The sequence below is a fragment of the Microthrixaceae bacterium genome (assembly GCA_016702505.1).
Taxonomy (GTDB): domain Bacteria; phylum Actinomycetota; class Acidimicrobiia; order Acidimicrobiales; family Iamiaceae; genus Aquihabitans.
This window is the reverse complement of the sequence record JADJDU010000001.1, coordinates 25,109-49,291: the sequence shown is the minus strand read 5'-3', so window position 1 is coordinate 49,291 and position 24,183 is coordinate 25,109. Positions and strand designations below refer to the sequence as shown.

Below are 24,183 nucleotides of genomic sequence, written 5' to 3'. Positions count from 1 at the left end.
GAGAACAGGTGCGGGCCAGAAGGTGATAGCTCTCGCTCGGCGAGCTCGGCCGCTCGCCCGTGAGGCCGCTCCACCACCACGTAACAGTGGCCTGCGGATCGGCCTCCAGAGATACCCGTCACTCACAAGCACTGCCTCCCAGGGTTGTCTGCCAGTAAGCGTTGGTGTACGTTGGCTGCACAAGCTGGCGCACACCGGCTGCACAAGGAGTCGTATCATGCCTCAGCAGTCCGTCAGTGAGCGGAACCAGCGGGATTCTCGTTTGAACATCCGCACGTCGACTCAACAGCAGCAGCTCATTCGCAGCGCGGCAGCGGCACTGGACAAGAGTGTGACTGATTTCGTGCTGGAAAGCGCCACGACTAACGCCGAGCGCGTGCTAGCCGACCGTCGCTGGTTCATCCTCTCGCCAGATGCCTGGGATGAGTTCGAGGCGCTTCTCGACGCGCCAGTGGCCGAGACCCCCAAGCTTGCTGCGCTGCTCACCGAACCAACGGTGTTCGATTCGCAAGCCTGACACTCGTACCGTGCCGGAGTCACCGCTGGTTGCCCCGGCGCCGCTCGACAAATCTCATGAGACCGCCAGCTTCAGGAGCGGCGCCGACGAGCTGGACGATTGGCTGCGTCGGTATGCCTGGGTCAACCACCAGTCCGGGAACGCTCGGGTGTTCGTGGCAACGAGGGACACTCGCGTTGTTGGCTACTACGCGCTCGCAACGGCGGGGGTCGAGAAGGCCGAGGCCCCGGACAGCCTCACCAAAGGCGGCGTCCCAGCGCAGATGCCATGTCTTCTCCTAGCTCGTCTCGCTGTCGACGAGTCCGAAAAGAACCGAGGACTCGGCCGCGGACTCCTCGTCGACGCGATTCGTCGAGCTGTCAGGGTTTCCGACGACGTTGGTGTTCGGGCCCTGCTTATTCATGCGCGGGACGACGATGCTCGGTCCTTCTACGAACACCACGGCGAGTTCGTGGCGTCCCCCACCGATCCGCTCCACCTGTTCATGCATCTCAAGCACGCACGTCGGCTTCTCGCATCCGACTAGAGCCAGCCGAGCACGAACCGCAGGTAGTCGTAGAGGTTGACGTCCTCCATCAGCACCTGTTGATCGCCATCAAATCCCCACAACTAGGCGATACCGGCCGCCTGCCCTCCGTCTCCGAGCAGGGCCAGTCCCGCTCGTGCATGCTCATGGGCTCCCTGCACGTCGCCCAGCACTCTGCAAGTGGCAGCAAGGTTCGCCCGAACGAGAGGAGGAGAGAAATCTGCTGAAAGGAGACGGGTGGGGGCGACGTCTCCTAGGAGCAACTGTGCCCTTGAATGCGGCGGGTCCCGCGGCCAGGCAATAGCGGTCCTGACCGCTAGGCGGTGTAGGCGGCCAAGTGTTTTCCGGTGAGTGTTGTTGCGGCCGCTACCAGGTCGGCGGGGGTTCCTTCGAACACGATTTGGCCGCCGTCGTGGCCGGCGCCGGGGCCGAGGTCGATGATCCAGTCGGCGTGGGCCATCACCGCCTGGTGGTGTTCGATCACGATCACCGACCGGCCACCGTCCACCAACTTGTCCAACATCTCGAGCAGGTGCTCGACGTTGGCCAGATGCAGACCGGTGGTGGGTTCGTCGAGCACGATCACCTCTCCGGGGCCACCGAGGTGAGTCGCCAGCTTGAGACGCTGACGTTCACCGCCCGACAAGGTGGTGAGGGCCTGACCGAGGCGCAGATAGCCGAGCCCGACATCGTTCAGGCGTTCCGCGATCTTGTGGGCTGCCGGGATCCGGGCCTCGCCCTCGGCGAAGAAGCCCACCGCGTCGCTCACCGCCAGGTCCAGCACCTCGGCGATGTTGAGCCCGCCCAGGCGGTAGTCGAGTACCTCGGCCTGGAACCGGCGACCTTCGCAGTCCTCACACGGCGTCGACACCCCGGCCAGCATGGCCAGATCGGTGTAGATGACCCCGGCCCCGTTGCAGGTGGCGCACGCCCCCTCCGAGTTGGCGCTGAACAAGGCCGGCTTGACGCCGTTGGCCTTGGCGAAGGCCTTGCGCACCGGTTCCAATAGGCCGGTGTAGGTGGCGGGGTTGGAGCGCCGAGACCCCTTGATCGGTGACTGGTCCACAGCCACCACGCCGTCGCGGTTCGACACCGAACCGTGGATCAACGACGACTTGCCCGACCCGGCCACCCCGGTCACCACCACCAGCACCCCGAGAGGAATGTCCACATCCACTCCGGTCAGGTTGTTGGTGGTCGCTCCCCGCACCTCCAAGACCCCGGTTCGGTCCCGGGTGGTGGCCTTGACCGCCGCCTTGTCCCCGAGGTGGCGGCCGGTGACCGTGTCGCTGGCCGCCAGCCCGGCAACCGGCCCCTGGTAGGTGACCTGGCCACCCTCGCTACCAGCCCCGGGTCCCAGATCGACGACGTGGTCGGCGATCTCGATCACCTCGGGCTTGTGCTCGACCACCAAGACGGTGTTGCCCTTGTCGCGCAGTTGCAACAACAGGTCGTTCATCCGGGCGATGTCATGGGGATGCATGCCGATGGTGGGTTCGTCGAACACGTAGGTGACATCGGTGAGCGACGATCCCAGGTGGCGGATCATCTTGGTTCGCTGGGACTCACCGCCCGACAACGAACCCGACGACCGGTCCAGGCTCAGGTATCCCAGTCCGATCTGCACGAAGGAATCCAAGGTGTGCTGCAGGCCGCTCAGCAGCGGAGCCACCGACGGGTCTTCGATGCCACGGAGCCATTCGGCCAGGTCGCTGATCTGCATTGCACAGGCATCGGCGATGTTCACACCGTCGATGCGCGACGACCGGGCCCGTTCGTTGAGCCGGGTACCGTCACAATCAGGACAGGCGGTGAAGGTGATAACCCGTTCCACGAAAGCCCGGACGTGAGGCTGCATGGCCTCGACGTCTTTGGACAGGAACGACTTCTGGATCTGGGGGATCAGACCCTGGTAGGTGAGGTTGATCCCTTCGACCTTGATCTTGGTGGCATCGCGGTGGAGCAGGTCGTCGAGCTCGCGCTTGGTGAACTTGGCGATGGGCTTGTCGGGGTCGAAGTAGCCGCAGCCTCGAAAAATCCTGCCGTACCAGCCGTCCATGCTGTAGCCGGGGATGCGCAGGGCACCGTCGTTGAGCGACAACGAGGCGTCGTACAACTCGTTCAGGTCGAAGTCGGTGACGTTGCCGGTGCCCTCGCAACGGGTGCACATGCCCCCGGCCCGCTCGAAGGTCCGCTTCTCGACCTTCTTGCCTCCCGCCTTCTCCACGGTGATCGCACCGGCGCCCCGCACCGAGGCCACGTTGAACGAGAAGGCATTGGGCGGCCCGATGTGAGGTTGGCCGAGCCGGCTGAACAGGATGCGCAACAGGGCATTGGTGTCGGTGACGGTCCCAACCGTCGAGCGGACGTTGGCCCCCATTCGTTCCTGGTCGACCAGGATGGCGGTGGTCAGACCGTCGAGGCGATCCACGTCGGGCCGGGCCATCGACGGCATGAACCCCTGGACGAACGAGCTGTAGGTCTCGTTGATGAGGCGCTGGGATTCCGCCGCGATCGTGCCGAAGACGAGCGACGTCTTGCCCGATCCCGAAACCCCGGTGAACACAGTGAGCCGCCGTTTGGGGATGTCGACGGTCACGTCTTGGAGGTTGTTCACCCTGGCGCCCTCGACCCGGATCAGGTCGTGGCGGTCAGCGGGATGAACACCGGCTCCACCGCTGGGCCGGGGCGTTGCTGGGGAGTCCTTCTTGGTGGCCAACTGTCGGGACCTTTCGGCAGGGTGGGTCCGGCACGCTAGCGCCGCTGGCCCCACGCTCCACGCGGTACCAGCGCTCAAGCCAGCACCGTTTGCGCGGTTGCGAGCAACTGCGCAAACCGGCGGCCGCCGCAACGAAGTGAGGACCGGGCTCGACGGAACCAGAAATCGACCGCCGAAGGCGGGCCACACGAACCGGACAACGAGCAGCGTTCATGACTCCCAGGCCCTGCAAGGAGGCCGGCCATGCCGGCCCCGGCTGTGGTGAACTGCGGGGATGACCGAACGCATCGAGATCTCCCGAGACATCGCCGCATCGCCCGAGACCGTGTACGCGGCCATCTCCGACGTGACCCGCATGGGCGAGTGGTCCGAGGAGTGCCACACCTGTGAATGGCACGAAGGCTTCTCAGGCCCCGAACTGGGGGCCACCTTCGATGGCCACAACCGCAACGGTGATCACGAGTGGACCAGCCAGGGCAAGGTGATCGAGGCCGATCCGGGCCGGGCGTTCGCCTTCGAGTGCTCCATGTTCGACTTCCACTTCTCCACGTGGGGCTACCGGATCGAGCCCACCGAGTCCGGCAGCCGGGTCACCGAGTGGACTGAGGACCTGCGTCCCGAGTCGGTGCTGGAGATGAGCAGCCAGATGTCGGGGGTCACCGACCGCCCCGCCCGCAACCGCACCACCATGAGCGGCACCCTCGAGCGACTGGCCGCCGCCGTCGAGGACTAGACGGAGGAAGTGCTTCTAAACCATCGCCGACGCGGTCCCAGCGCGGTGCTACCACCGTCCTACCAGCGGTAGCATCTGGGTATGAAGCTGAGCGTGAGCCTGTCGGAGGAGGACGTTGAGTTCCTCGACTCCTATGCCCGGTCCAACCAGATCGCGTCGAGGTCCGCCGCAATCCACAAGGCGGTACGACTACTGAGGGCGTCAGAGCTCGGGTCGGCATACGAGGACGCCTGGCAGGAGTGGGCCGAGTCGGGCTCAGCTGAGGAGTGGGACGCCACGTCCGGGGACGGGTTGACCCATGCGCCGAGGTGAGATCTGCCTAGTCGACCTCGACCCAGTCCGGGGCTCGGAGGCGAACAAGCAGAGGCCAGCCGTCATCGTGAGCAACGACGGCGCCAACCAGACCGCGGAACGGCTGGGCCGTGGCGTGGTGACCGTCGTCCCGGTGACCTCCAACGTCACCCGCCTGTTCCCGTTTCAGGTTCTACTGGCAGCCACCGAGACCGGGCTTCGGGTCGACTCGAAGGCCCAAGCCGAACAGGTTCGCTCCGTGGCAGTGGAGCGCATCGGAGCACGGGTGGGCCTGGTTCCACCGCCGGCGATGACCCTGCTCGACGACGCCTTACGCCTACACCTCGCCCTATAGCTGGGGCCCGAAGCTGAACGGGGGCCGGGGGCCCGAAGCTGACGTTGAGCCGAGGGTCTGAAGCTGGCCGGAGCTTCGCCGGCCGAACCTCAGGAAGGCCGGGCGGTGGTCCCGTCGATGTAGCGGCGTATCGAGGCCCGGTATTCCGCTTCGGTGAAGGTCCAATGCTGGTGGTCGGGATCGGCCCAGCCGGTGGCCAAAGCCGGAGTTGCCCGCCCGATGGCCGCGGTCATGGCCCGGGTCATGGCCAGGGGGCCAGGTGGGGCCGACAGCAACTGATCGATGCACGTCGCCACCGCCCCGTCCAGATCGGACCGGGGTACCAGGCGGGTCACGTACCCGGTGTGCAACAGCTCATCGGCCTCGACACTCCGGCTCGACATCACCCAGTCCCGAGCCGCCGGGAGGCCAACTTCGCGAACCAGCAGCGGGACGCCGGCCCAGGTGAGAGGCATGCCGATTGCCAGCTCGGGGATGCGCAGCACGGTGTCATCGGCAGCGATGCGGATGTCGAAGGCTGCGGCCAGCAACGCTCCCCCGCCGATGACGTGACCGTGCAACGCCGCCACCGTGGCCTGGGGGATCCGACCCAAATGGTCCAACAGACGCTGCCAGCTTCCGGTCCGGTGCCGCCGCTGAACCCACTCGCCCTCTGCAACCGGAGGATACGCAGTGGCCTTGAGGTCAGCTCCGGCGCAAAACGACCGTCCTGCGCCTTCCAACACCAGAACCGAAACCTCGGGCCGTTCCTCCAGATCATCGAGTGCGGCCCGCAGAACGAGGCGTACTTCGTCGTTGAGGGCGTTGAGCTTCTCAGGTCGGTTCAACACCAACCGAGCAACCCGCCCGTCGACCTCATATCGGACGGGACCGGTGCCTGGATTATCCATGGCCGAATGGTGCCACTCGGACCGGCGTCATCGGCGCGCACAACCGGTCAAAGGTCAATGACTTCGCTGGTGACCTCTGCCACCACTGTTGGTGACAGAGGTCCTCTGCCCAGTTTCGAGAACGAGGCGTACCGTCCGCGAGACAACCACTCAAGGGGGCTTCGATGGCCGATTTCCTGTCCCAGTACTCGATCCAGCGATGGCTGGAGATGTGTCCGCAGGGATACCTAGAGGACACGGTCTACGGCCACGGCCCCGAGGAGACCGAGCCCGACGAGCTGCTCGAGAACGAGGAGATGCGGGTGGCATCCATCGCTCTGACGGTGCAGCTCATCGCCGGTGAACGCGCCGCCCTGGCCGCCTCGTCAGGTCTCGTCAATGCCGCGCCCGACGACGCATCCAAGATGTTCCTGGCCACCCAGACCCTCGATGAGGCTCGCCATGTCGAGATCTTCACCCGTCGCCTCATGGACCTGGGAGTCAAGAAGGAGGACGTGAACTCCACCGTCGCCGACCTCACCAACCCCAACCTCGTCAAGTTCGCCGAGGTATTGCTGGAGAAGGTGTCCAACGGGGACTTCATCGCCGGGGTGGTCGGTCAGAACATCGTGCTAGAGGGGATGGCGTTCTCGGTGTTCGAGCTGCTCCAGGCCATCTCGACGGAGCTGAACCCCAAGTTCGCCCACACCCTGGCTGGGACCATCGCCGATGAGCGTCGCCATGTCGGGTTCGGCGAGAACCGAATCGGTTCGTTGATCCGCCAACATCCGGAACGCAAAGAAGACGTGGAGCGCATGCAGCAGGAGATGGCGTACCACATGCTCGCCACGTTTGCCGATGTGTTCAGTGGTGCCGGATCGACCATGGAGAAGGAACGGGAGCGCATGGCGGCCCGGGGTCGGAGCCTGGGCTCCAACACCGATTGGCACGGCACCGACATGGCCACCGCCTCCCCCGCAGCCATGGAGGCCACCCTGGCCGGGACGGTGCTGGACGAGTTCAAGATCAGGTTGGGACGGATCGGGCTGGAGTACCGCTCCCCCAAGGTTCCCGCCTGATGGGCGATCCCCAGGCGGGGTTCGAGCCGCACCTCCTGGAGGAGGAGGAATTCCTCCGGGAGGTGCACTCGTTCTCGTTCTGGTTCGAAGCCGTCGAGGGCTATCTGGAGGACCGGCCCTACGGATTCGACCCCGCGGTGGCCGACATCCCCATGGACCCCACCGACCGGGACAGCCTCATCACAACGCTGTGCAACTACTGCGTAGGCGAGGCGGCGGCGCTTGAGGCCTCCAGCGGGTTGATCCGCTTGGCCCCCAACCTCCACAGCCGCATCTTCCTGGCCACGCAGGTCGCCGACGAGGCCCGTCACCTCGAGGTGTTCCTGCACCGGATCGGCGAGCTGGGAGTGGTCGATCCCGAGGCCGAAGTGAAGGTCCGGGCCAACCCCAACCTGGGCGCGTTCAAGGACAAGCTGCTGAGCTTGGTCGACCGGGGTGATTGGGAAGCTGCGGTGTTCGCCCAGAATGTTCTGCTGGAGTCCATGGAGGACACCGTCTTCCGCTTCCACGAGCAGGTGGCCGATCCCGTCACCCAGCAGGTGCTCGAAGGCGTGGTGGCCGACGAACGCCGCCACCTCGGTTTCGGTGAGAACGACCTGGGCCGCCGACTGGCTTCTGACCCAGAAGGGCGGGTCCGCCTCGCCATCATCCGAAACGAACTGGACCCGCTGGTGCTCGCCGCTTTCGACGGCGTCTACCAGGACCTTGGCCTGAGCCGACAGGACCAACCCGATCTGGGCCGCGACTACCTGTCGGCGGTTGAGCGCCTCGGGCTGACCACATGAGTGCCGCCTTCGATTCCGTCGACGCAACGCCCGACACCGTCTCACCCGACGCTGTCTCACCCGACACCGTCCAGCCCGACACCGGCGACGAAGCCCCCCGCCGCACCTACGTGCTGGAGGACACCGGGTTCAAAGAGGTCCCCAAACGGTGGCGGAAGTTCTACCGGATCTGGCAGGGCGAGGGGGATGTCCTGGCGCCGAACGAGGTGATCTGCCCGGTGTGCAAGGTGGTGATCCGCTCCCACCGCGAGCTTCGACCCGGTGACCGTGTCTATTGCATGCCCTGCATGTCCCGCTTGGTGGTGGTGCGCCTCGACGATGGCAGCCTGATCGCCGAGGTCTCCTACTGACGTTGGGTCAGGCCCCCGGGGTGAGGTCCCGAGCCTCGGGCCAATAGTGGCTGTCGGGAAGATGGCGGGGACCGAAGATGGCCTGTCCCACCCGGACACAGGTCGATCCTTCCTCGATGGCTAGCTCGAAATCACCCGACATTCCCATGGACAACTCACCCGGGCCGATCAGGGCCGGGTCGTGGTCTCGGGCCTGATCCCTCAGGGTTCGCAGCAGGGCGAAGCAGCGCCGGGTCCGTTCCGGGTCGGGGTCGAGGGCGGCCAGCGTCATCAGGCCTCGTACCTCCAGGGTCTCGAAACGGGTCAACTCCGACAGGAAGCCGACTAGATCGTCGGGAGGCAGTCCGAACTTGGACGGTTCACCCGAGGTGTTGACCTGCACGTAAACGGCCAGGCTGCGCCCGGCAACATCCAGACGACGGTCCAGGGCCTCTGCCAGGCGAACGCTGTCCAGGGCGTGAAAGTCATCGGCGCACGCAGCCGCGTCGCGGGCCTTGTTGGTCTGTAGGTGCCCGATCAAGGACCACGAGACGTCGAGGTCGGCCAGGTTGGCGTGTTTGCGGGCCAGCTCCTGGACCTTGTTCTCGCCCAGCTCACGGCAGCCGGCCTCAACCGCCAGACGGATCCGGTCCTCGGGAACGGTCTTGCTGACCGCCAACAGCCGGATCGCTGAGGCATCACGGCCGGCCCGATCGGCGGCCGCGGCGATCCGAGCCCTGACCCCGGCAAGATTTGCGGCCAGGACCGCGACGTCGTTGCCCGGTTGAGGGTAAGCGCCAGTGCGGGGTTGGGGATTCACGGCGTGAGGATCAGAAGAAGGCACCGTGTCGCACTCTAGGGACCGGAGGGGATTGGTCCGTCGTCGTCGCGGCGAGGGTTATCAGACCGGAAAAGAGTCGACCGACTCTGGATACCGCGCACCAACTTCTGATGTCCGAGCGATACTGAGGTGGCGATCCCGGACTACCGAGGCAGAACCCATGTCGACCATGCGCCCCGACATTCCCGAGCACTGGACGCTCACCGACACCGGACTACACCGAAGCTTCGAGTTCGCGGACTTCTCCGGAGCCTTCGCCTTCATGACGCGGGTCGCGTTGGTGGCTGAAAGCCAAGATCACCATCCCGACTGGTCGAACTCCTGGAATCGGGTGTCCATCACCCTCATCTCCCACGATGCCGGAGCGGTGACGGCCAGGGATCTCGACCTCGCCCGATCGATCAACCGGGTTGCGGACGGCGCCCGCTAGCCACTCCTTCCCGCTGACGTGGCCAACGTCGCGGCTGATCAGACGAGTACTTGACGGAGATCGTCGTCCTCCTCAATACTTAGGTATATGCCTAAGCGTTTGAACCGGGTGGACGAGGTCTTCAAAGCCCTCGCCGACCCGACACGGCGCCAGGTGATCGAACGGCTCGTGTCGGGCACGGCGACCACGTCGGACCTGGCCGAACCTTTCGATATGGCGTTGCCCTCGTTCACCCAACACCTCGGGGTGCTGGAACGGGCGGGCCTGGTGACGTCGACCAAGCAGGGACGCACTCGCATCTACCGGTTATCGCCGGCCGGACTCGATGCGGCACAGGGTTGGCTCGCCGACCAGCGCCGCATCTGGGAGGCCCGCCTCGACCGACTCGACCAGTTCCTCATCGCACAACAGGAGAACAACCGATGACCTACACCCCCCACACCGTCAACCCCGACCTGGACCTCGAGTTGGTCCGGGAGGTTCCCGTGTCGGCCGAAGCCGTCTACGCCGCCTGGACCAACCCCGAATCCCTCAAGCAGTGGTTCGCCCCCCCGCCCCTACTCGGTTCCCCTGGTCGAGATCGATCTGCGGCCCGGGGGCGGGTTCCGCACCGTCATGAACGACCCCGAGGGCAACCAGATGATGGACGAGACTGGGTGCTACCTGGAGGTAGTGCCCAACGAACGTCTGGTCTGGACCACGGCCTTGACCGCCGGATACCGACCCCAGCACGGGCCGATGCACTTCACCGCCTTCTTGGAGTTGACCCCCAACGACGCCGGCGGCTGCACCTATCGGGCCATCGCCGTCCACCTCGACCCTGCTGGCGCCAAGCAGCACGCCGAGATGGGCTTCCACGACGGCTGGGGCACCGTGATCGACCAGATGGTCGAACACATCCAGGCCGCAGGCTGACCCGAGGCTGCAGGTCAGCCACCAACCAACGAACGAACGAACGAACGAACGAACGAACGACCAGATCGAGGCGCCCGGGACCCGTCCTGAGGCGCCTCGATCGCGTTCGGCCACATCGGACGCGGGACCGACCGGGGACCATTAGTTTGACGCCGTCACGACCGAGGCTGCGATGCAGCGACCCAGGAGCAAGCGATGATTCACGGCGATTTAGCTCAGTACAACGAGGACCAGACCGGCGATCCGTTCCACCTCGAGAACAAGAAGCTTCTCAAGGTGAGCCTCCAGTACGGGCCGGTCATGGCCAAGGCCGGCTCCATGGTCGCCTACCAGGGCGAGGCCGCCTTCAAGAACCTGGGGTCGGGCGGCCTGTCCAAGATGATCAAGAAGGCCGTCACCGCCGAGGGTGTGGTGGCCATGGAGGTCACCGGCAACGGGCAGGTGTTCCTGGCCAACCAGGGCATGGACATCCAGGTGATGTACCTGGAGAACGACCAGGTGCTCTGCAACGGTGCCTCGGTGCTGGCCTACAGCGCCTCCATCGAGATGGACATCGAGAGGGTCGGTAGCGGCGGCGGTGGAATGCGGATGATGGCTGGCGCCATGGCTGGTGGCTTCTACCAGGTGAGCCTGCGCGGCACCGGCTACGTGGCCGTCACCTCCGACGGTCCACCCGTCATCCTCAACGTGGCCGAGGCTCGCACCGTCGCTGATGCTGACGCGGTGGTGCTGTGGACCAACGGCGTCTCCATGCAGCCTCGCATCGACGCCGGCGGCCTCAAGTCCATGTTGCGGGGCGGCACCGGCGAGATGCTCCAGCTCGAGTTCGGTGGCCAGGGCTGGGTGATGGTCCAACCGTCTGAGGGCGTGGTCCAAGGCGCGGCCGCCGCTCCCGCCAGCGGTGGCGGAGGCCTCGGCGGTCTGCTCGGCGGCTGACCCAAGCCCAGCTCGGGCCCCACCGCCAACGAAGTCGGAATTTCGACCACGCTGGGCTCAGAGCCAGGCGGCCTCGAGCTCCTCGCGGCGGGCTTCCCAGTCTTCTGCGGTGATGCCATAGCGGACGTGGTCTTCCCATACGCCGTTGATCTCCAGGTAGCGAAGGGCGGTGCCCTCCTCGCGGAGGCCGAGCTTTTCGACCACCCGTCGGCTCGATGCGTTGCGGGGGATGATCGAGATCTGGATGCGGTGCAGGTGCAGTTCCTCGAAGGCGAAGCGGATGACCACCAGCACCGACTCGGGCATGATCCCCTGCCCCGCCACCTTCTCGTCCACCCAGTACCCGACGTAGGCGTTCTGGAACGGGCCACGCTGGATCGAGGAGATGTTGATCTCACCGCAGAACGACCCGTCGACGAAGATCCCGAAACCGAAGCCCGTTCCCAACTGGCGTTCCCGCTGACGGGCGCTGCACCGCACGGCGAAGGCGTCGCGGTCGGTGGAAGGGTCGGGCTGGTTGGGCAACCTCTGAGGCTCCCAGCGGGTCAACCAGTCACCGCATCGCACCCGCACCTCGTTCCAGGCCTCGAAGTCCGACAGCACCAGACCGCGCAACATCACCCGCCGCCCGAACAGTGACTCCATCCGCTCCTTGGCCCGTCCGGGTTCACGGTTCCTCAGCACGGCTGACCACCTCGGGGCTTGGGCCGGAGATCGCTCGACGAGATGGTCACCGGGCATCCTTCACCGCCGCCAGCGCCCCGGGATCCTCCAGCGAGGACAAATCGCCCGGGTCCCGCCCGATCGCAGCCGCCCGGATGGCCCGGCGCAGCACCTTGGCCGAGCGGGTCTTGGGTAGGGCGGTACAGAACCGGACCTCGCTCGGTTTGAACGACTTGCCCAGAGCTTCGGTGACGACGGCGACCAGTTCGGCCCGCAGCCCATCGGACGGTTCGTACCCCTCGGCCAACACGACGTAGCACCACAGGGCCTCGCCCTTGAGTTCGTGAGGCACCCCGACCGCCGCGGCCTCGGCTACTGCTGGGTGCCCGACCAGTGCCGACTCGACTTCGGCGGGGCCGAGCCGTTTGCCGGCGATCTTTATCGTGTCGTCGCTGCGGCCCCGTAGATACCAACGGCCGTCCTCGTCGATCAGCGCCCAGTCCCCGTGTACCCAGATCCCCGGCCACCGCGACCAGTAGGCGTCGATGTATCGCTCGGGAGACTTCCACAGGCCCCGGGTCATGCCCGGCCACGGCCGGGTGCAGACCAGCTCTCCAACCTCGCCTCGGACGGGCCGGGCCTCGTCGTCGAACACGTCGACGGCCATGCCCAGGGCTGGGCCCCCCAGGGTCATGGGGGTTAGCGCCTCGACCGGGTGGGGCGACAGGAAGCAGGCCCCCACCTCGGTTCCGCCCGAGATGTTGATGACCGGACACCGACCTCCACCCACCACCCGATGGAACCAGAGGTAGGGATCTTCGTTCCAGGGCTCTCCGGTCGAGCCCAGAATCCGCAGGGCCGACAGGTCGTGGCGCAGCACCGGTTCGTCTCCGTGGGCCATCATCGACCGCACCAGGGTCGGGCTGATGCCCAGGATCGTGACCCGGTGGGCGGCCAGGTAGGCCCAGAGCCGGTCGACGTCGGGGAAATCGGGCGCCCCTTCGTACAGGCACAAGGTGGCTCCGTTGGCCAGGGTGCCGACCACCTCCCACGGACCCATGATCCAGCCGAAGTCGGCGAACCAGAACAAGCGGTCGCCCGGACCACAGTCGAACTGGAAGGCCACCTCCTCGGCGATCTTGACGGTGAACCCGCCATGGACATGGACGGACCCCTTCGGTTTGCCGGTGGTGCCCGACGTGTAGGCGATGAACAGTGGCGTCTCGGCCGGCAAGGCCACGGTGGCGACCTGTTCGGGCGCGCCCTCCGGCGTGGGTTCGGGCCAGGCCACTTCCTCGGCCCGGCCGGTAGTGGACAGGGGCGTACCCAGCCGCGGCACCACCACCATCGTGGTGACCGACGGAACCGACGCCGCCGCGGCCCGGGCCGTCTCCAACATGGGGACCGGCTTTCCCCGCCGGAGGAAGCCGTCGGCGGTCAACAGGGCCCGGGCATCCGCGTCTTCGAGGCGGACCGCGATGGCATCCGCGCCATAACCGGAGAACACGGGCAGGAAGATCGCCCCCACCTTGGCCACCGCCAACGCCGCTACCACCGTCTCAACCAGCATCGGCAGGAAGATGCCCACCGAGTCACCCCGGCCGATCCCCCGTTCGCGGAGGAGGGCGGCGAGTCCGTCGACGTGGCGGGCCAGATCGGCGTAGGTGAGCACCCGCACCTCGCCGTCCTCGCCTTCCCACCGGACGGCCTCGGCGTCGGGCGTGTCGGCCGCCCACCGGTCGAGGCAGATGGTGGTGAGGTTGGTCTCTCCGCCGCTGAACCACCGGGCCCACTCGATGCCGTCGGATTCGTCAAGCACCGAGGTGTAGGGCGTGGAGAACGGGAGCCCGAGGAGATGCACCACCGCATCCCAGAACCAGGCCACGTCCTCGATCGAGCGCCGACGCAGCTCCTCGAAGTCAGCGATCCCGTGTTGAGCCATGAACCGCCCCACGTTGGTGTTGGCGGCAATCCCCGGGTCCGGTTCCCAGATCGTCTCGGTCATCGACCCGCACCCTACGCGCCCAACCCCGATCGGTTCTCGGGCAAGATCTGGCGGCGTAGCCGCCGATCCTTGCCCCAGAACTGGCGGCGTTACGGCGGCGTTTCGGTTCTGGGCAAGATCTGGCGGCGTAGCCGCCGATCCTTGCCCGAGAACCGAATCGGACGCTGGGTCAGAGGAGGGAGCTGGCTAGGCCATCGAGGATGTCGGACTCGCTCACCAGGATCTCGTCACGGCCGAGGCGGCGCAGGATGGCGACCAGGGCGCAGCAGCCTCCGACGATCACGTCGACCCGGGCTTCCTCCAGGCCTGGGTTGTGGAGGCGGTCGGAGCGGCGCTCGGTGGCCAGGGTGCGGAACACGTCCTCGGCCGCGGCCTTGGTGAGACGGAAGTGGTGGATCTGGTCACGGTCATAGGCAGGGAGGCCGATCTCCACCGCAGCCACGGTGGACACCGTCCCGGCCAGGCCTACCACGGTGACCGCGGTATCCAGGTCGGGGATGGCGATCATCACGTCGTCGATCCACGTGTCGACGTAGCTGATGGCAGCACTCAGGTCTTCGGCCGCTGGCGGGTCGGTGGTGATGAACCGTTCGGTGAGGCGCACGCAGCCGAAGTCGGTGGAGCGGGCACCGAGGATCTCGCCCTCGGGGCCTGACGTTCCCAGCACGAACTCGGTGGATCCACCACCTAGATCGAACACCAGGAACGGACCCAGCGCGGGGTCGATGTCAGCGGTGGCTCCCAGGAACGACAGGCGGGCCTCTTCTTCTCCCGACAAGAGTTCAGGTCTGACGCCGATCACCTGCTCGGCGGCGTCGAAGAACTCGTCTCGGTTGGTGGCGTCACGGCATGCCGAGGTGGCGGCCATACGGATGCGGGACGGGTCGACGCCATGGGTGTCGATCACCTCCCGGTAGTCGCGCAGCACGGCGAGAGTCCGCTCGACAGCGTCGGGCGCCAACCCCTTGGAGCGGTCGACTCCCTGGCCCAACCGGGTGATGCGCATGTGGCGTTCACGCTGGTCGAGGAAACCGTCCGCTCCGGCGGCGGCCACCAGCAGACGAGTGGAGTTGGTTCCGATGTCGATGGAGGCCACAAGCGCGCTCATGACAACGATGCTCCCCCATCCACCGGCCAGAGGCGAAGTCCGAGCCCAGGATGCTCAGACCACAACGGGTGATACCCCGACCCGACCGACGCACCGACACACCGACACACCGGAGTGGTCGGGCCGTCGTCGCCGCCAGGGCGGCCAGACCGAGACCACCTTTCGGGAGGTCATGCCATACCGATGGGTCGGCTCGCCTCCTTTGTCCGCACCGTCAACGAGGCTGGGGCGAGGTGCGGGCCCTGATCTCACGGGGTTGGTCGTCGGCCAGGGTCGCCAGGGCTCGCTCGACCTCCTGGGCCAGGATCAGGCTGGCCATCTCTCGCGCTGCGGGCCGCAGCACGGCGAAGGCGTCGGCCAGATCCGCTGGGTCCGACGAAGCGGCGAAGCCCTCGCCCGCTCGCTTCACCACCAGCTTGACCGTGTCCTGGACCGCCTTGGCCAGACGACGGCGTAGGAGGTCCGCTAGGGCGGCGGAGATGTCGATGTCGATTCCTGCCGCCCGGAGCTCCAACGCCTGTTGGGTCAGGGCCGGGCTGAGCACGGTCCAGGTTCCGTCGCGTTCGTCGCGCACGAATCCGGCATCGACAAGTTCGCCCAGGGTCCCGGCCGGATGCCCGGCCACCAGATCGCGTAGTTGGTCGCGGTTCATCGACTTGGCCCGGTCTTCGGACCACGGAGTCCGGAGCGTCTCATCGATACCCAACCATGCGGCCACGGTGGCAGCCGGGTCATCTGTGGTCACCAGGTCCCGGATCGTGCCGAGGGAGAGCCCGCGATCACGGAGGTCCACGATCAGGCAGATGCGTTCGAGGTGATCGGAGCGGTAAACGGCGTCTCGACCCCGCTTCTCGGGCCGGGGCAGCAGCTTCTCGGACTGGTAGTAGCGGATCGTGCGCTCGCTCACCTCGGACTCGGTTGCCAGCTCGCTCAGCGTGAACGCGAACTCGCCGTCCCCGTCGGTGGCCGGATCTTCGGAGCCCGTCGCCCGATCGGAGTCGTCCATTGTTCGAGGGTCACCGCTCCCGGGCCGATCCGGGCTGGACTGATCCCTTGAAGCCTTCGATCCTGACATGGCCCAAAGTCAACCACGGCACAGCAAGCCACAACAGCCACTGTGACAGCACTCACTGTCACAGTGAGTGCTGACACCCCTGGTCGGCTGGTCGGTGGAGGTATAGAGGTGCCGCAGCCGGCGGTGAGATCCGCACCCGATGAACGACCGATCGGGATAGTGACAGTGTTCACTGTTACTAAACCTTGACAGTGGGGACTGCAACGGTAACGGTGGGGAGATGTCCAGCGTGCTCGTATCCTCCTCGGCCCCAAGCCCGTTCGCTGACCTCGGAGGATTCATCCGGCCTACCTGGCGGGGTTGGATCCACCGGGTGGCGGTCATCGTGTTCGCGCCGCTGTCGGCCGCCCTGGTGGCCCTGGCCGCCACCGGCGCCGACCGGCTGGCCGTTGCCGTCTACGCCGTCGGGGTCACCACCATGCTGGGCGTGTCCGCCGTCTACCACTCGGGCCGGTTCGGCCCCGTCGGGCTACGCCGCCTCAAGCGGGTCGACCACTCGACAATCCTCCTGGCGATCGCCGGCAGCTACACCGCCATCGCCACCCTCGCCCTCGACGGGACCCCGGCCGCACGGCTGCTCACCTTCGTGTGGGTGGGGGCAGCCGCCGGAGTGACGGTCCGTCTCGCCTGGATCCACGCCCCCTACCCGGTGGTCGCGCTGGTGTACGTGGTGGTGGGTTGGGGTGCCCTCATCGAATGGGGATCACTGACCGGGGCTCTGTCGGGCGCTCAGTTCGCCCTGGTCCTCGGCGGTGGCCTCCTCTACACCCTCGGGGCCGCGGTGTACGCGTTGCACCGCCCCAATCCCTGGCCCGCCACCTTCGGCTACCACGAGGTCTTCCACGCCCTGGTCGTCGGCGGCGTCGCCCTCCACCTGGTCGCCGTGGCCACCCTGATCGCCGCCACCTGACCGACCCAACGGCGGGACAGAACGGACGAAGGCCGGTCCTCGGTGCGGCCACCATCGGTGTTCGGCTGTCTGACGAGTTGAAGCACCCGGTTTGGGCGGGGGTTCGGGGAAGGCTCTGCCTTTCGGCGGACCGGGGTCAGGCGTCGAGCAACACCACCGGATCACCGGTGGTGACCCGACCGGGTTCGGCCACCGACGCATAGAGGCCAAGGTGGTTCGGGAACTCGTCGTTCAGCTCGCTCATCGCACGGAACAGGCCAGGCTGACGGTCGAGGCCAGGTTGAGCGCGCAACGGCATAGCGCAACGCACCGTTGGTTGGAACCCATCCACGACGACCTGATCACCGATGGCGAGGCGTCGACCCAACCATTGCTGCTCCACCAGCACAGGACCGTCGACATCGAGCACCAGGTTGGGCCGGAACCTTCGCACGTCCCAATCGAGTGCAGGGTGTTCGGCCGCAGCCCCGTTCAGGGTCGCAGTGGTGATCAAGTGGACGGCGGCCAGGTCGAGGAACGAACCCGCCGGGGTGGGGATCTCGTAGTACTCGGCGTCGTCGTCGGGCGGGTCGAAGGTCATCTCATAGGACTGCGTCCCGTCGGGTTCGGGGGAGGCGAGGTGGACACGTCGTCCCAGCCAGTCGGACAGAACATCGTCCACGTCGGGGGCATCCCAGCCGACCACCGTTCCGTCCGGTAGTTCGACCGAGCCGTCGCGTCCGATCGCATCGAGCAGGGCACTGATGCGCTTGGCCGACAGGAGCCGACCGGAGTCCACGTCGATCAGACCGCGGGCTCGGTCTCCGGCGACACCGGTCGTGCCGATCTCGATCCAAGGGACGAAGTGCCCCTGAAGCGACTTCACCGGAAATGTCCAGCACTGGGCGACCGAACCGATCAACGTCATGACCAGATCGTGCCACCAACTTCGGCTCGCGACGTTCCTCGCCGCCCCGCGGGGGCTGGGTCAGAGGGTCGGGTGGGGGTCGCCGTCACCGGCGGCCAGACGTTGGGCCACCCATTCGCCCACCGGGTCGGGACCGCCGGCCAGGTACCAGGCGTAGTGGGCATGCAGGCACTTGACGCCGAGCCGAGTTCCACCGACACCCGCTGAGGGTCGCGGTCCGGTCCAATCGGCAGGGAGGTCGGCGTCGCGCTCGGCCCGATAGGCATCGTGGGCGGCGGCAATGCGGTCCATGCCGATCAGATCTTCGACCCGGTGAACCCCACCCCGGCTTTCCAGGCGGCTGACCATGGTCCGCTCGGGTTCACCCACCAGCCAGTAGCGCGTGGGCATCGGCGTGCCGTCGGCCAGCAACGGCGCGTTGCGGATCACCACTGGCCATCCGGTGACGCTGTTACGCACGACGACCCGATAGTCACCCTGAGGCTCACGGCCCAACAGGTGAGCTACCGCTAGTCGATCTGATGCCGTCGGCTCGTCGTCTACCTGTCGGCTCGGCACCAGAGGTGCCTGCCGCTCAGCGAAGCGAATGTCTCGACGGTTTCCGGTCACCTAAGCAGCTTGCGTCGGAGATTCAGCGGACGCCCAAGGCCTCTTCGACCCCGGTGAACGGCCACGAGTCGGGCAGACCGATCGGGTCCACCGCCGTGGGAAGGATGTTGTAGGCCTCTTCCCCAGGGCGGACGTAACCGTTGCGACGTGCTTGGGCCTCGATCTCAGATTCGGTTCCCAAGCGTTCGATGTCTGCCTGTACCTCGGCTCGTTCGGCTTGAACTTCAGCCAGCTCTGCTTCCAGCCTGGCCGTGTCGGATCGCTGCTGGAAGAACGTGGGGGTGGGCAAGACTGCCACGAAGGTCACGCCGACCAGCAAGACCGTCAGGGCCAGGCCGGCCATGAGCCGAGCCCGACCACCCGACTTGGTCCGGTCTTTCGGCTCAGCGGCCACTCGGGCCAACGCTCGGTCGTCGCTGGCCGACCGTTGGCGCGAGGTTGCACCGGCGCCGGCACCTGGGCCCGAGCCCGAAGCGCGAGGAGGACGACGGGGCCCGGCCACGATCAGCCCCGACCCCCGCGGGCCAGAGCGGCGAGACCGGGGAACACAGCGGCATCCCCGAGCTGCTCCTCGATGCGCAGCAACTGGTTGTACTTGGCTACCCGGTCGCTGCGAGCGGGGGCGCCAGTCTTGATCTGTCCACAGTTGAGGGCCACAGCCAGGTCCGCGATGGTGGCGTCTTCGGTCTCACCTGAACGGTGTGACATCACCGCGGTGTAGCCGTTGCGGTTGGCCAAGCTCACCGCCTCGGTGGTCTCGGTGAGCGATCCGATCTGGTTCACCTTGACCAGGATCGAGTTGGCCACACCCACCTCGATGCCTCGGGCCAGGCGAGCAGAGTTGGTCACGAAAAGGTCGTCCCCCACCAGCTGCACCGTGTCTCCGATGCGATCGGTCAGGGCCTTCCAGCCAGCCCAGTCCTCTTCGGCCATGCCGTCTTCGATGGACACGATCGGGAAACGGGCGCACAGGTCGGCCCAGTAGTCGGCCAGTTCCTCGGCAGTCAGCGAACGGCCCTCGCCTTCCAGCACGTACATGCCGTCCTTGAACACCTCGCTGGTGGCGGGGTCCAGTGCGATGGCGATGTCTTCGCCAGGGGTGAACCCGGCCTTCTCGATGGCTTGGATCAACAGCTCGACCGGCTCGGTGTTGTTGGCCAAGTTGGGGGCAAACCCACCTTCGTCTCCCACCGCGGTGGAAAGTCCTTTGTCGTGCAACAGCTTCTTGAGCACGTGGTAGGTCTCGGTTCCCCAGCGCAGGGCCTCCGAGAAGCTGGCAGCGCCGACCGGCATGACCATGAACTCCTGGAAGTCCACGTTGTTGTCGGCGTGGGCACCACCGTTGAGCACGTTCATCATGGGAACGGGCAGTACGTGGGCATTGGTGCCACCGACGTAGCGGTAGAGCGGAACCTGTAGCTCGTCGGCGGCGGCCTTGGCCACTGCCATGGACACACCCAAGATGGCATTGGCACCGAGACGGGCCTTGTTGTCGGTTCCATCCAGGTCGATCAACACCCGGTCGACACCGCGTTGGTCCAAGGCATCGAGCCCGGCCAGCTCCTCGGCGATCTCACCGTTCACGTTACTGACGGCGATGCTCACCCCCTTGCCCACGAAGCGGTCCCCACCATCGCGCAGCTCAACGGCTTCGAACTGACCGGTGGATGCACCAGAGGGCACCGCGGCGCGGCCCCGGGCCCCCGATTCGAGCACGACATCGACCTCTACGGTCGGGTTGCCGCGGGAGTCGAGGACCTCACGTCCGACGATCTGGTCGATGGTGCTCATGGTGTCTGGGTCTGCTCCTGGTTCGGTTCTTCTGAAAAGTTAGTGGTCTCGGCTTCCGCGGCCCGGCCACGATCGGCCAAGCGTTTGGCGGCGGTGCGCAGCGCGGCTTCAGGATCCACGTTCCCGGCACGGGCCAGCGCCACTGCGGCCATGAGCAGGTCGCCCACCGTGGTGTCGTTCGGGTCGTTCTCGGCATCGCACGCGGCCGCGGTCAGGTCCATTCCGGCACGGTGCAGGTCGCCGGTGACCGGTACCCCCACGGTGGCGGCCTTGCGGTGGATCTTGGATGCGAGATGAAGGGCAGGGAGAGACGCCGGGATGCCGTCGAACACCGAGCCCCGACCCTTCTCCTCCTTCTTGATCTGTTCCCAGGTCGCCACCATGTCGTCGCTGTTGCCGGCGTCCCGGTCACCGAAGACGTGGGGATGGCGGTGAACCAGCTTCTCGCGGATACCGCGAGCCACGTCGGCCAACCCGAAGGCACCGGACTCGGTGGCCAACGTGGTGTGGAACACGATCTGGAACAGCAGGTCACCCAGCTCCTCTTCGAGGTGGGCGTAAGCCTCGGGATCTACCTCGGGGCCACCATCACCCACTCCTTCGAGGGCTTCGAGCACCTCGTGGGTCTCCTCCAGCAGATGGCGGGTGAGGGTGCGGTGCGTCTGCTCGGCATCCCACGGGCACTCGGCCCGCAACCTGGCCACCAACGCCACGAAGGCCGTCACCTCTCCGGCCACCGGCTCGGCCAGCTCAGGGACGTAGATCGAGGTGAGGTGGTCGGGCTCGAAGGTCCGGTCCAGGTCGGCCCACTCCACGGTGGTCACCGACTCGTCAGGTAGGCCTAGGCGCTGGAGCACCACCACCGGCGCTGAGGGTGGGTCGTCGACAGCCAGCTTCACGTCTGACAAGACCCGACGGTTGTGGCAGTGGGCGACCAGGAGCGGGCCCCGCTCCCCGGCAGCCGCGGTGTCGAAGCGGTGACCATCGACCAGCCGAACCCCTTGCTCGTAGGGGTCGATGCCCAGCCGGACCCAGGCCAGGTCCACGAACGACATGGCCGGGATCACCTCAAGGTCGACTCGACCGGCACCAGCCTCCAGGTCGAGCAGGTCCACGGTGCGTTCCAACACCCGGGGTGACCCGGGTACGGCGTAGAGGATGGTGCCGTGTGTCTCGGCCGCTACCAGCAGGTCGGTCACGATGCGCCGGTAGACCTCGTCGAAGGTGTCTGCTTCCTCGTAGTGATGGTCGAAGGAGACGGCATCGACAACCAGGTCGGCCGACGGGTGCACCGTCGTGCGCAGGAATCGGTGCTCGATGGCGTCGATGGCGGCCAGCGCGCCTGCGGTGATCAGGTCATGATGACCGGGGCCGAGCCCGACCACCACGATGCGGGGCATGGCCACAGCCCCCGGTCAGTTCGAGGCCGATGTCCCGCCGCCAGCCGCGGTCGGGTCGATGGCTTCAACCGCGGCCGTGGTGGACGTGGTGGTGCTGGCCGGGGTGGGAGCCTCCGGCGGGTCCACGGTTCCGGTATCGGGGTTCCAGGTTCCGTAACGGGGATCAACGGTCACCTTGGCATCGGTCACCAGTTTCGCCAGACGCGTGGTGACCTCCTGGTCGTCGATAGCGGTGACCTGACGTTCCAGTTCGGGTCGCATCTGTTCGATGGTGGGGCCGGTGGTGGAACCGACCTCGACCACCACGAAGACCTCGTTCTGCTGAGACGGCCCGAAGGTGTCCCCCACTTCGACGTCGGTGAAATCACCGCCGAACGCCTGAGAAGCCTGCTCGGGTGAGGCGCAACCGGCGTACCCGTTGGCCTCTGCGGTCTGGGGGTCGGCGGAGACCTCGGCCGCAACCGCACCAAAGTCCTCACCGGCCTCAACCCGGGCCAGGGCTGCTCGAGCATCGGCCTCGGTCTCGCTCACGATGATGTTCAGGCACAGCGGCCGCTGTGGAGCCAACTCGTCGAATAGGGCCTTGATCCGACCCTCCAGTTTGTCCTGGTTGTCCTTGGCCACCTGCTCGGAGATGAGAGCCCGCAAGGCGGTGGTGGTGGCCGCTGACTCGACGGTGAAGTCGAGAAGCGCCTTGTCCACGCTCTCGATTGGGATCTCCTGCCCCTGGAGTTGCCCTTCGATCTCGGATCGGGCTGCCGCCAGGTCCTCGTCGGTGACCGGGCGCTTGCTGGCCTTCAAGTGCTGGCGGGCGATGGTGAAGTTGATCCAGGACTCCAACGACCGGGCAGCCTCGGCCATGGCGAAGCTGTTGCCGCTCGGCCCCATGAACTCGGCCAGGCGTTCAGCGGCAGCGGGATCATCGAGTGACTCGTAGTAGCGCTTCTGAGCGTCGAGCAGTTCGGTCACCGTGGCCTGGCTGATCTCTTCTCCGTTGACCACCGCGGCAGGCCCGCGCCCCACCACCTTGTTTCCGCTACAGCCCCCGACCATCGTGGCCGCAACCAGGGCGGCTACCAGGGGAACGACAAGGCGACGAAACGGGGAACGGACGCTTTCCACCGAAACAGGATGCCAAGCGCGACGCCGTACCGGGGAATCGCCCTTTGCGACCTGGAGTTAAGAGTCCCTAACGTGACCCTCATTGCGTACCGGTCCCTTCGGACTGACCGTCCGAGGCCCAGCGAAGAGAGCGACCCAGTGACACGAATCTCGAGGTTTCTGACCCTCCTTCTGCTCCCGCTGCTGATCCTGACGGCCTGTGGCGGCTCCGACGACAGCGCTGAAGCCGACAAGGGCAGCGAAACCGGCGTAACGGCCAGCGGCCAGTCGGGCGAGGGCGGGTCCTTTGTGCTCTACACCGGTCGGGACGAGGAGCTGATCGGCCCGATCATCGACGCCTTCACGGAGAAGACGGGCATCGAGGTAGACGTCCGCTACGGCAACTCGGCCGAGATGGCAGCCCAGCTCCTCGAAGAAGGCGACGGAACACCTGCTCATGTCTTCTTGTCGCAAGAGGTCGGGGCCGTTGGCGCCCTGTCCAAAGCCGGCCTGCTCGGTGACCTACCCGCCGAGACGGTGGCCCGAGCCGACGCCCGCTTCCGACCCGCCGACGGCAACCAGTGGGTGGGGGTGACAGCCCGATCCCGTGTCATCGCCTACAACCCCGACCTGCTCGAGACCGCCGGTGTCGATGTGCCGACCGGAGTAGCCGACCTCACCGATCCCGCCTATGCCGGCATGGTCGCCATGGTCCCCAGCAACGCCAGCTTCCAGGCTTTCATCACCGCCTTCCGAGTCAGCGAAGGCGAGGATGCCGCCCGGGGATGGCTGGAGGCCATGTTGGCCAACGACGCCGACACCACCTTCGAGTCCAACGGTGACGTGTTGGAGGCGGTCAACAACGGCGACGTGGCCATCGGCCTCATCAACCACTACTACTGGGCCCGCCACGAGAACCGAGATCAACTCGAAGCCAAGTTGGTGTTCCCCTCCGGCGAAGATCCCGGCGGCCTGGTCAACGCCACCGCGGTCGCAGTTACCCCCGCGGGAGCCGAGAACGAGGCGGCACTCACCTTCGTGAACTACCTCCTCTCCGACGAAGGACAGGAGACGTTCGTCCACGAGACCTGGGAATACCCAGTGGTGTCCAGCGTGGCCGACCCCGAGGGAATCCCACCGCTGGAAGACCTGGACGGCCCGTCGATCGACCTCGCCGACCTCGACTCCCTGGAGGAGACCCAGGCGCTGCTCACCGAGCTGGGTCTGTTGGGTTGAGGCCAGGCCCGTAACCTGCCGGTGGTGGCCCGCTCCCGCCTTCCCAACCTCTC

At 66.4% G+C, this 24,183-nt stretch carries 26 protein-coding genes and 1 pseudogene; 14 read left to right on the top strand and 13 right to left on the bottom strand.

What is annotated here, in order from left to right; translation table 11 throughout:
- The first annotated feature begins 217 nt into the window (after positions 1-217).
- Together IPG97_00240 and IPG97_00235 are read left to right on the top strand one after the other, a co-directional pair.
- Positions 218-517, top strand: coding sequence for a DUF1778 domain-containing protein (locus IPG97_00240; protein ID MBK6855025.1), 300 nt, complete (start codon positions 218-220; stop codon positions 515-517).
- Positions 423-1,043 (top strand): GNAT family N-acetyltransferase, encoded by a 621-nt coding sequence (locus IPG97_00235; GenBank protein MBK6855024.1) that lies wholly within the window; start codon positions 423-425, stop codon positions 1,041-1,043. The genes IPG97_00240 and IPG97_00235 overlap by 95 nt, the downstream gene beginning before the upstream one ends.
- A gap of 316 nt (positions 1,044-1,359) precedes the next feature.
- Here the strand turns inward: IPG97_00235 and IPG97_00230 are convergent, their stop codons facing one another.
- Positions 1,360-3,762 carry an excinuclease ABC subunit UvrA gene (locus tag IPG97_00230; protein MBK6855023.1) on the bottom strand — a complete coding sequence of 801 codons (2,403 nt, stop codon included), beginning with the start codon at positions 3,760-3,762 and terminating at the stop codon, positions 1,360-1,362.
- Between the two features lie 274 nt (positions 3,763-4,036).
- Between IPG97_00230 and IPG97_00225 the strand changes: the two genes are divergently transcribed.
- The 3 genes from IPG97_00225 (at position 4,037) to IPG97_00215 (ending at position 5,141) form a co-directional block, all read left to right on the top strand.
- Entirely contained in the window at positions 4,037-4,495 is a 459-nt protein-coding gene (locus tag IPG97_00225; GenBank protein ID MBK6855022.1) for an SRPBCC family protein, read from the top strand.
- Between the two features lie 81 nt (positions 4,496-4,576).
- Entirely contained in the window at positions 4,577-4,807 is a 231-nt protein-coding gene (locus tag IPG97_00220) for an antitoxin (protein ID MBK6855021.1), read from the top strand.
- Positions 4,794-5,141 carry a type II toxin-antitoxin system PemK/MazF family toxin gene (locus IPG97_00215; protein MBK6855020.1) on the top strand — a complete coding sequence of 116 codons (348 nt, stop codon included), beginning with the start codon at positions 4,794-4,796 and terminating at the stop codon, positions 5,139-5,141. Before IPG97_00220 ends, IPG97_00215 begins: the two co-directional genes overlap by 14 nt.
- A gap of 89 nt (positions 5,142-5,230) precedes the next feature.
- Here IPG97_00215 and IPG97_00210 read toward each other — a convergent pair whose 3' ends face one another.
- Positions 5,231-6,031 (bottom strand): enoyl-CoA hydratase/isomerase family protein, encoded by an 801-nt coding sequence (locus IPG97_00210; GenBank protein MBK6855019.1) that lies wholly within the window; start codon positions 6,029-6,031, stop codon positions 5,231-5,233.
- A gap of 164 nt (positions 6,032-6,195) precedes the next feature.
- Between IPG97_00210 and IPG97_00205 the strand changes: the two genes are divergently transcribed.
- The 3 genes from IPG97_00205 to IPG97_00195 are packed head-to-tail and all read left to right on the top strand — an operon-like array spanning position 6,196 to position 8,224.
- Positions 6,196-7,089 carry a long-chain fatty aldehyde decarbonylase gene (locus IPG97_00205; protein MBK6855018.1) on the top strand — a complete coding sequence of 298 codons (894 nt, stop codon included), beginning with the start codon at positions 6,196-6,198 and terminating at the stop codon, positions 7,087-7,089.
- A complete protein-coding gene (locus IPG97_00200) occupies positions 7,089-7,874 on the top strand; it encodes a long-chain fatty aldehyde decarbonylase (GenBank protein MBK6855017.1) in 786 nt (261 codons plus the stop codon). The genes IPG97_00205 and IPG97_00200 overlap by 1 nt, the downstream gene beginning before the upstream one ends.
- Positions 7,871-8,224 carry a hypothetical protein gene (locus IPG97_00195; protein MBK6855016.1) on the top strand — a complete coding sequence of 118 codons (354 nt, stop codon included), beginning with the start codon at positions 7,871-7,873 and terminating at the stop codon, positions 8,222-8,224. The genes IPG97_00200 and IPG97_00195 overlap by 4 nt, the downstream gene beginning before the upstream one ends.
- 7 nt (positions 8,225-8,231) lie before the next feature.
- On the opposite strand, the gene IPG97_00190 is transcribed toward IPG97_00195, so the two are convergent.
- On the bottom strand, positions 8,232-9,023 hold the full coding sequence (locus IPG97_00190) for a YggS family pyridoxal phosphate-dependent enzyme (protein ID MBK6855015.1): 792 nt from the start codon (positions 9,021-9,023) through the stop codon (positions 8,232-8,234).
- 181 nt (positions 9,024-9,204) lie between these two features.
- Between IPG97_00190 and IPG97_00185 the strand changes: the two genes are divergently transcribed.
- The 4 genes and pseudogenes from IPG97_00185 (at position 9,205) to IPG97_00170 (ending at position 11,325) form a co-directional block, all read left to right on the top strand.
- Entirely contained in the window at positions 9,205-9,474 is a 270-nt protein-coding gene (locus IPG97_00185; protein MBK6855014.1) for a 4a-hydroxytetrahydrobiopterin dehydratase, read from the top strand.
- Positions 9,475-9,561: 87 nt separating this feature from the next.
- The gene (locus tag IPG97_00180; protein ID MBK6855013.1) at positions 9,562-9,900 is read left to right on the top strand and encodes a helix-turn-helix transcriptional regulator; all 339 of its coding nucleotides are present in this window, start codon (positions 9,562-9,564) and stop codon (positions 9,898-9,900) included.
- Positions 9,897-10,389: pseudogene (locus IPG97_00175) on the top strand (SRPBCC family protein). The gene IPG97_00180 and the pseudogene IPG97_00175 overlap by 4 nt, the downstream one beginning before the upstream one ends.
- A gap of 195 nt (positions 10,390-10,584) precedes the next feature.
- Entirely contained in the window at positions 10,585-11,325 is a 741-nt protein-coding gene (locus IPG97_00170; GenBank protein MBK6855012.1) for an AIM24 family protein, read from the top strand.
- A gap of 57 nt (positions 11,326-11,382) precedes the next feature.
- On the opposite strand, the gene IPG97_00165 is transcribed toward IPG97_00170, so the two are convergent.
- From IPG97_00165 to IPG97_00150, 4 genes are all read right to left on the bottom strand, one after another.
- Complete coding sequence (locus tag IPG97_00165; protein ID MBK6855011.1) at positions 11,383-12,009, bottom strand: GNAT family N-acetyltransferase; 627 nt, start codon at positions 12,007-12,009, stop codon at positions 11,383-11,385.
- A gap of 46 nt (positions 12,010-12,055) precedes the next feature.
- Positions 12,056-13,993, bottom strand: a complete 1,938-nt coding sequence (locus IPG97_00160; protein ID MBK6855010.1) for an AMP-binding protein — start codon at positions 13,991-13,993, stop codon at positions 12,056-12,058.
- 169 nt (positions 13,994-14,162) lie between these two features.
- Positions 14,163-15,101 carry a Ppx/GppA family phosphatase gene (locus IPG97_00155; protein MBK6855009.1) on the bottom strand — a complete coding sequence of 313 codons (939 nt, stop codon included), beginning with the start codon at positions 15,099-15,101 and terminating at the stop codon, positions 14,163-14,165.
- Positions 15,102-15,315: 214 nt separating this feature from the next.
- Positions 15,316-16,107, bottom strand: coding sequence for a MerR family transcriptional regulator (locus tag IPG97_00150; protein ID MBK6855008.1), 792 nt, complete (start codon positions 16,105-16,107; stop codon positions 15,316-15,318).
- 382 nt (positions 16,108-16,489) lie between these two features.
- On the opposite strand from IPG97_00150, the gene IPG97_00145 reads away from it, so the two are divergent.
- Positions 16,490-17,086, top strand: coding sequence for a hemolysin III family protein (locus tag IPG97_00145; protein ID MBK6855007.1), 597 nt, complete (start codon positions 16,490-16,492; stop codon positions 17,084-17,086).
- A gap of 136 nt (positions 17,087-17,222) precedes the next feature.
- Here IPG97_00145 and IPG97_00140 read toward each other — a convergent pair whose 3' ends face one another.
- The 6 genes from IPG97_00140 to IPG97_00115 all read right to left on the bottom strand — a co-directional run bounded on the left by IPG97_00140 (position 17,223) and on the right by IPG97_00115 (position 22,915).
- Positions 17,223-17,993, bottom strand: coding sequence for an MOSC domain-containing protein (locus IPG97_00140; GenBank protein MBK6855006.1), 771 nt, complete (start codon positions 17,991-17,993; stop codon positions 17,223-17,225).
- A gap of 60 nt (positions 17,994-18,053) precedes the next feature.
- Complete coding sequence (locus tag IPG97_00135; protein MBK6855005.1) at positions 18,054-18,602, bottom strand: DUF501 domain-containing protein; 549 nt, start codon at positions 18,600-18,602, stop codon at positions 18,054-18,056.
- Between the two features lie 22 nt (positions 18,603-18,624).
- A complete protein-coding gene (locus tag IPG97_00130) occupies positions 18,625-18,996 on the bottom strand; it encodes a septum formation initiator family protein (GenBank protein MBK6855004.1) in 372 nt (123 codons plus the stop codon).
- Positions 18,997-19,106: 110 nt separating this feature from the next.
- Entirely contained in the window at positions 19,107-20,393 is a 1,287-nt protein-coding gene (gene eno, locus IPG97_00125; protein ID MBK6855003.1) for a phosphopyruvate hydratase, read from the bottom strand.
- The gene (locus IPG97_00120; GenBank protein ID MBK6855002.1) at positions 20,390-21,793 is read right to left on the bottom strand and encodes a MazG family protein; all 1,404 of its coding nucleotides are present in this window, start codon (positions 21,791-21,793) and stop codon (positions 20,390-20,392) included. Before IPG97_00120 ends, eno begins: the two co-directional genes overlap by 4 nt.
- A gap of 15 nt (positions 21,794-21,808) precedes the next feature.
- Positions 21,809-22,915, bottom strand: a complete 1,107-nt coding sequence (locus tag IPG97_00115) for a peptidylprolyl isomerase (GenBank protein ID MBK6855001.1) — start codon at positions 22,913-22,915, stop codon at positions 21,809-21,811.
- 9 nt (positions 22,916-22,924) lie between these two features.
- Here IPG97_00115 and IPG97_00110 point away from each other — a divergent pair, with 9 nt between their 5' ends.
- Positions 22,925-24,130 (top strand): extracellular solute-binding protein, encoded by a 1,206-nt coding sequence (locus tag IPG97_00110; protein ID MBK6855000.1) that lies wholly within the window; start codon positions 22,925-22,927, stop codon positions 24,128-24,130.
- The last annotated feature ends 53 nt before the right edge of the window (positions 24,131-24,183 follow it).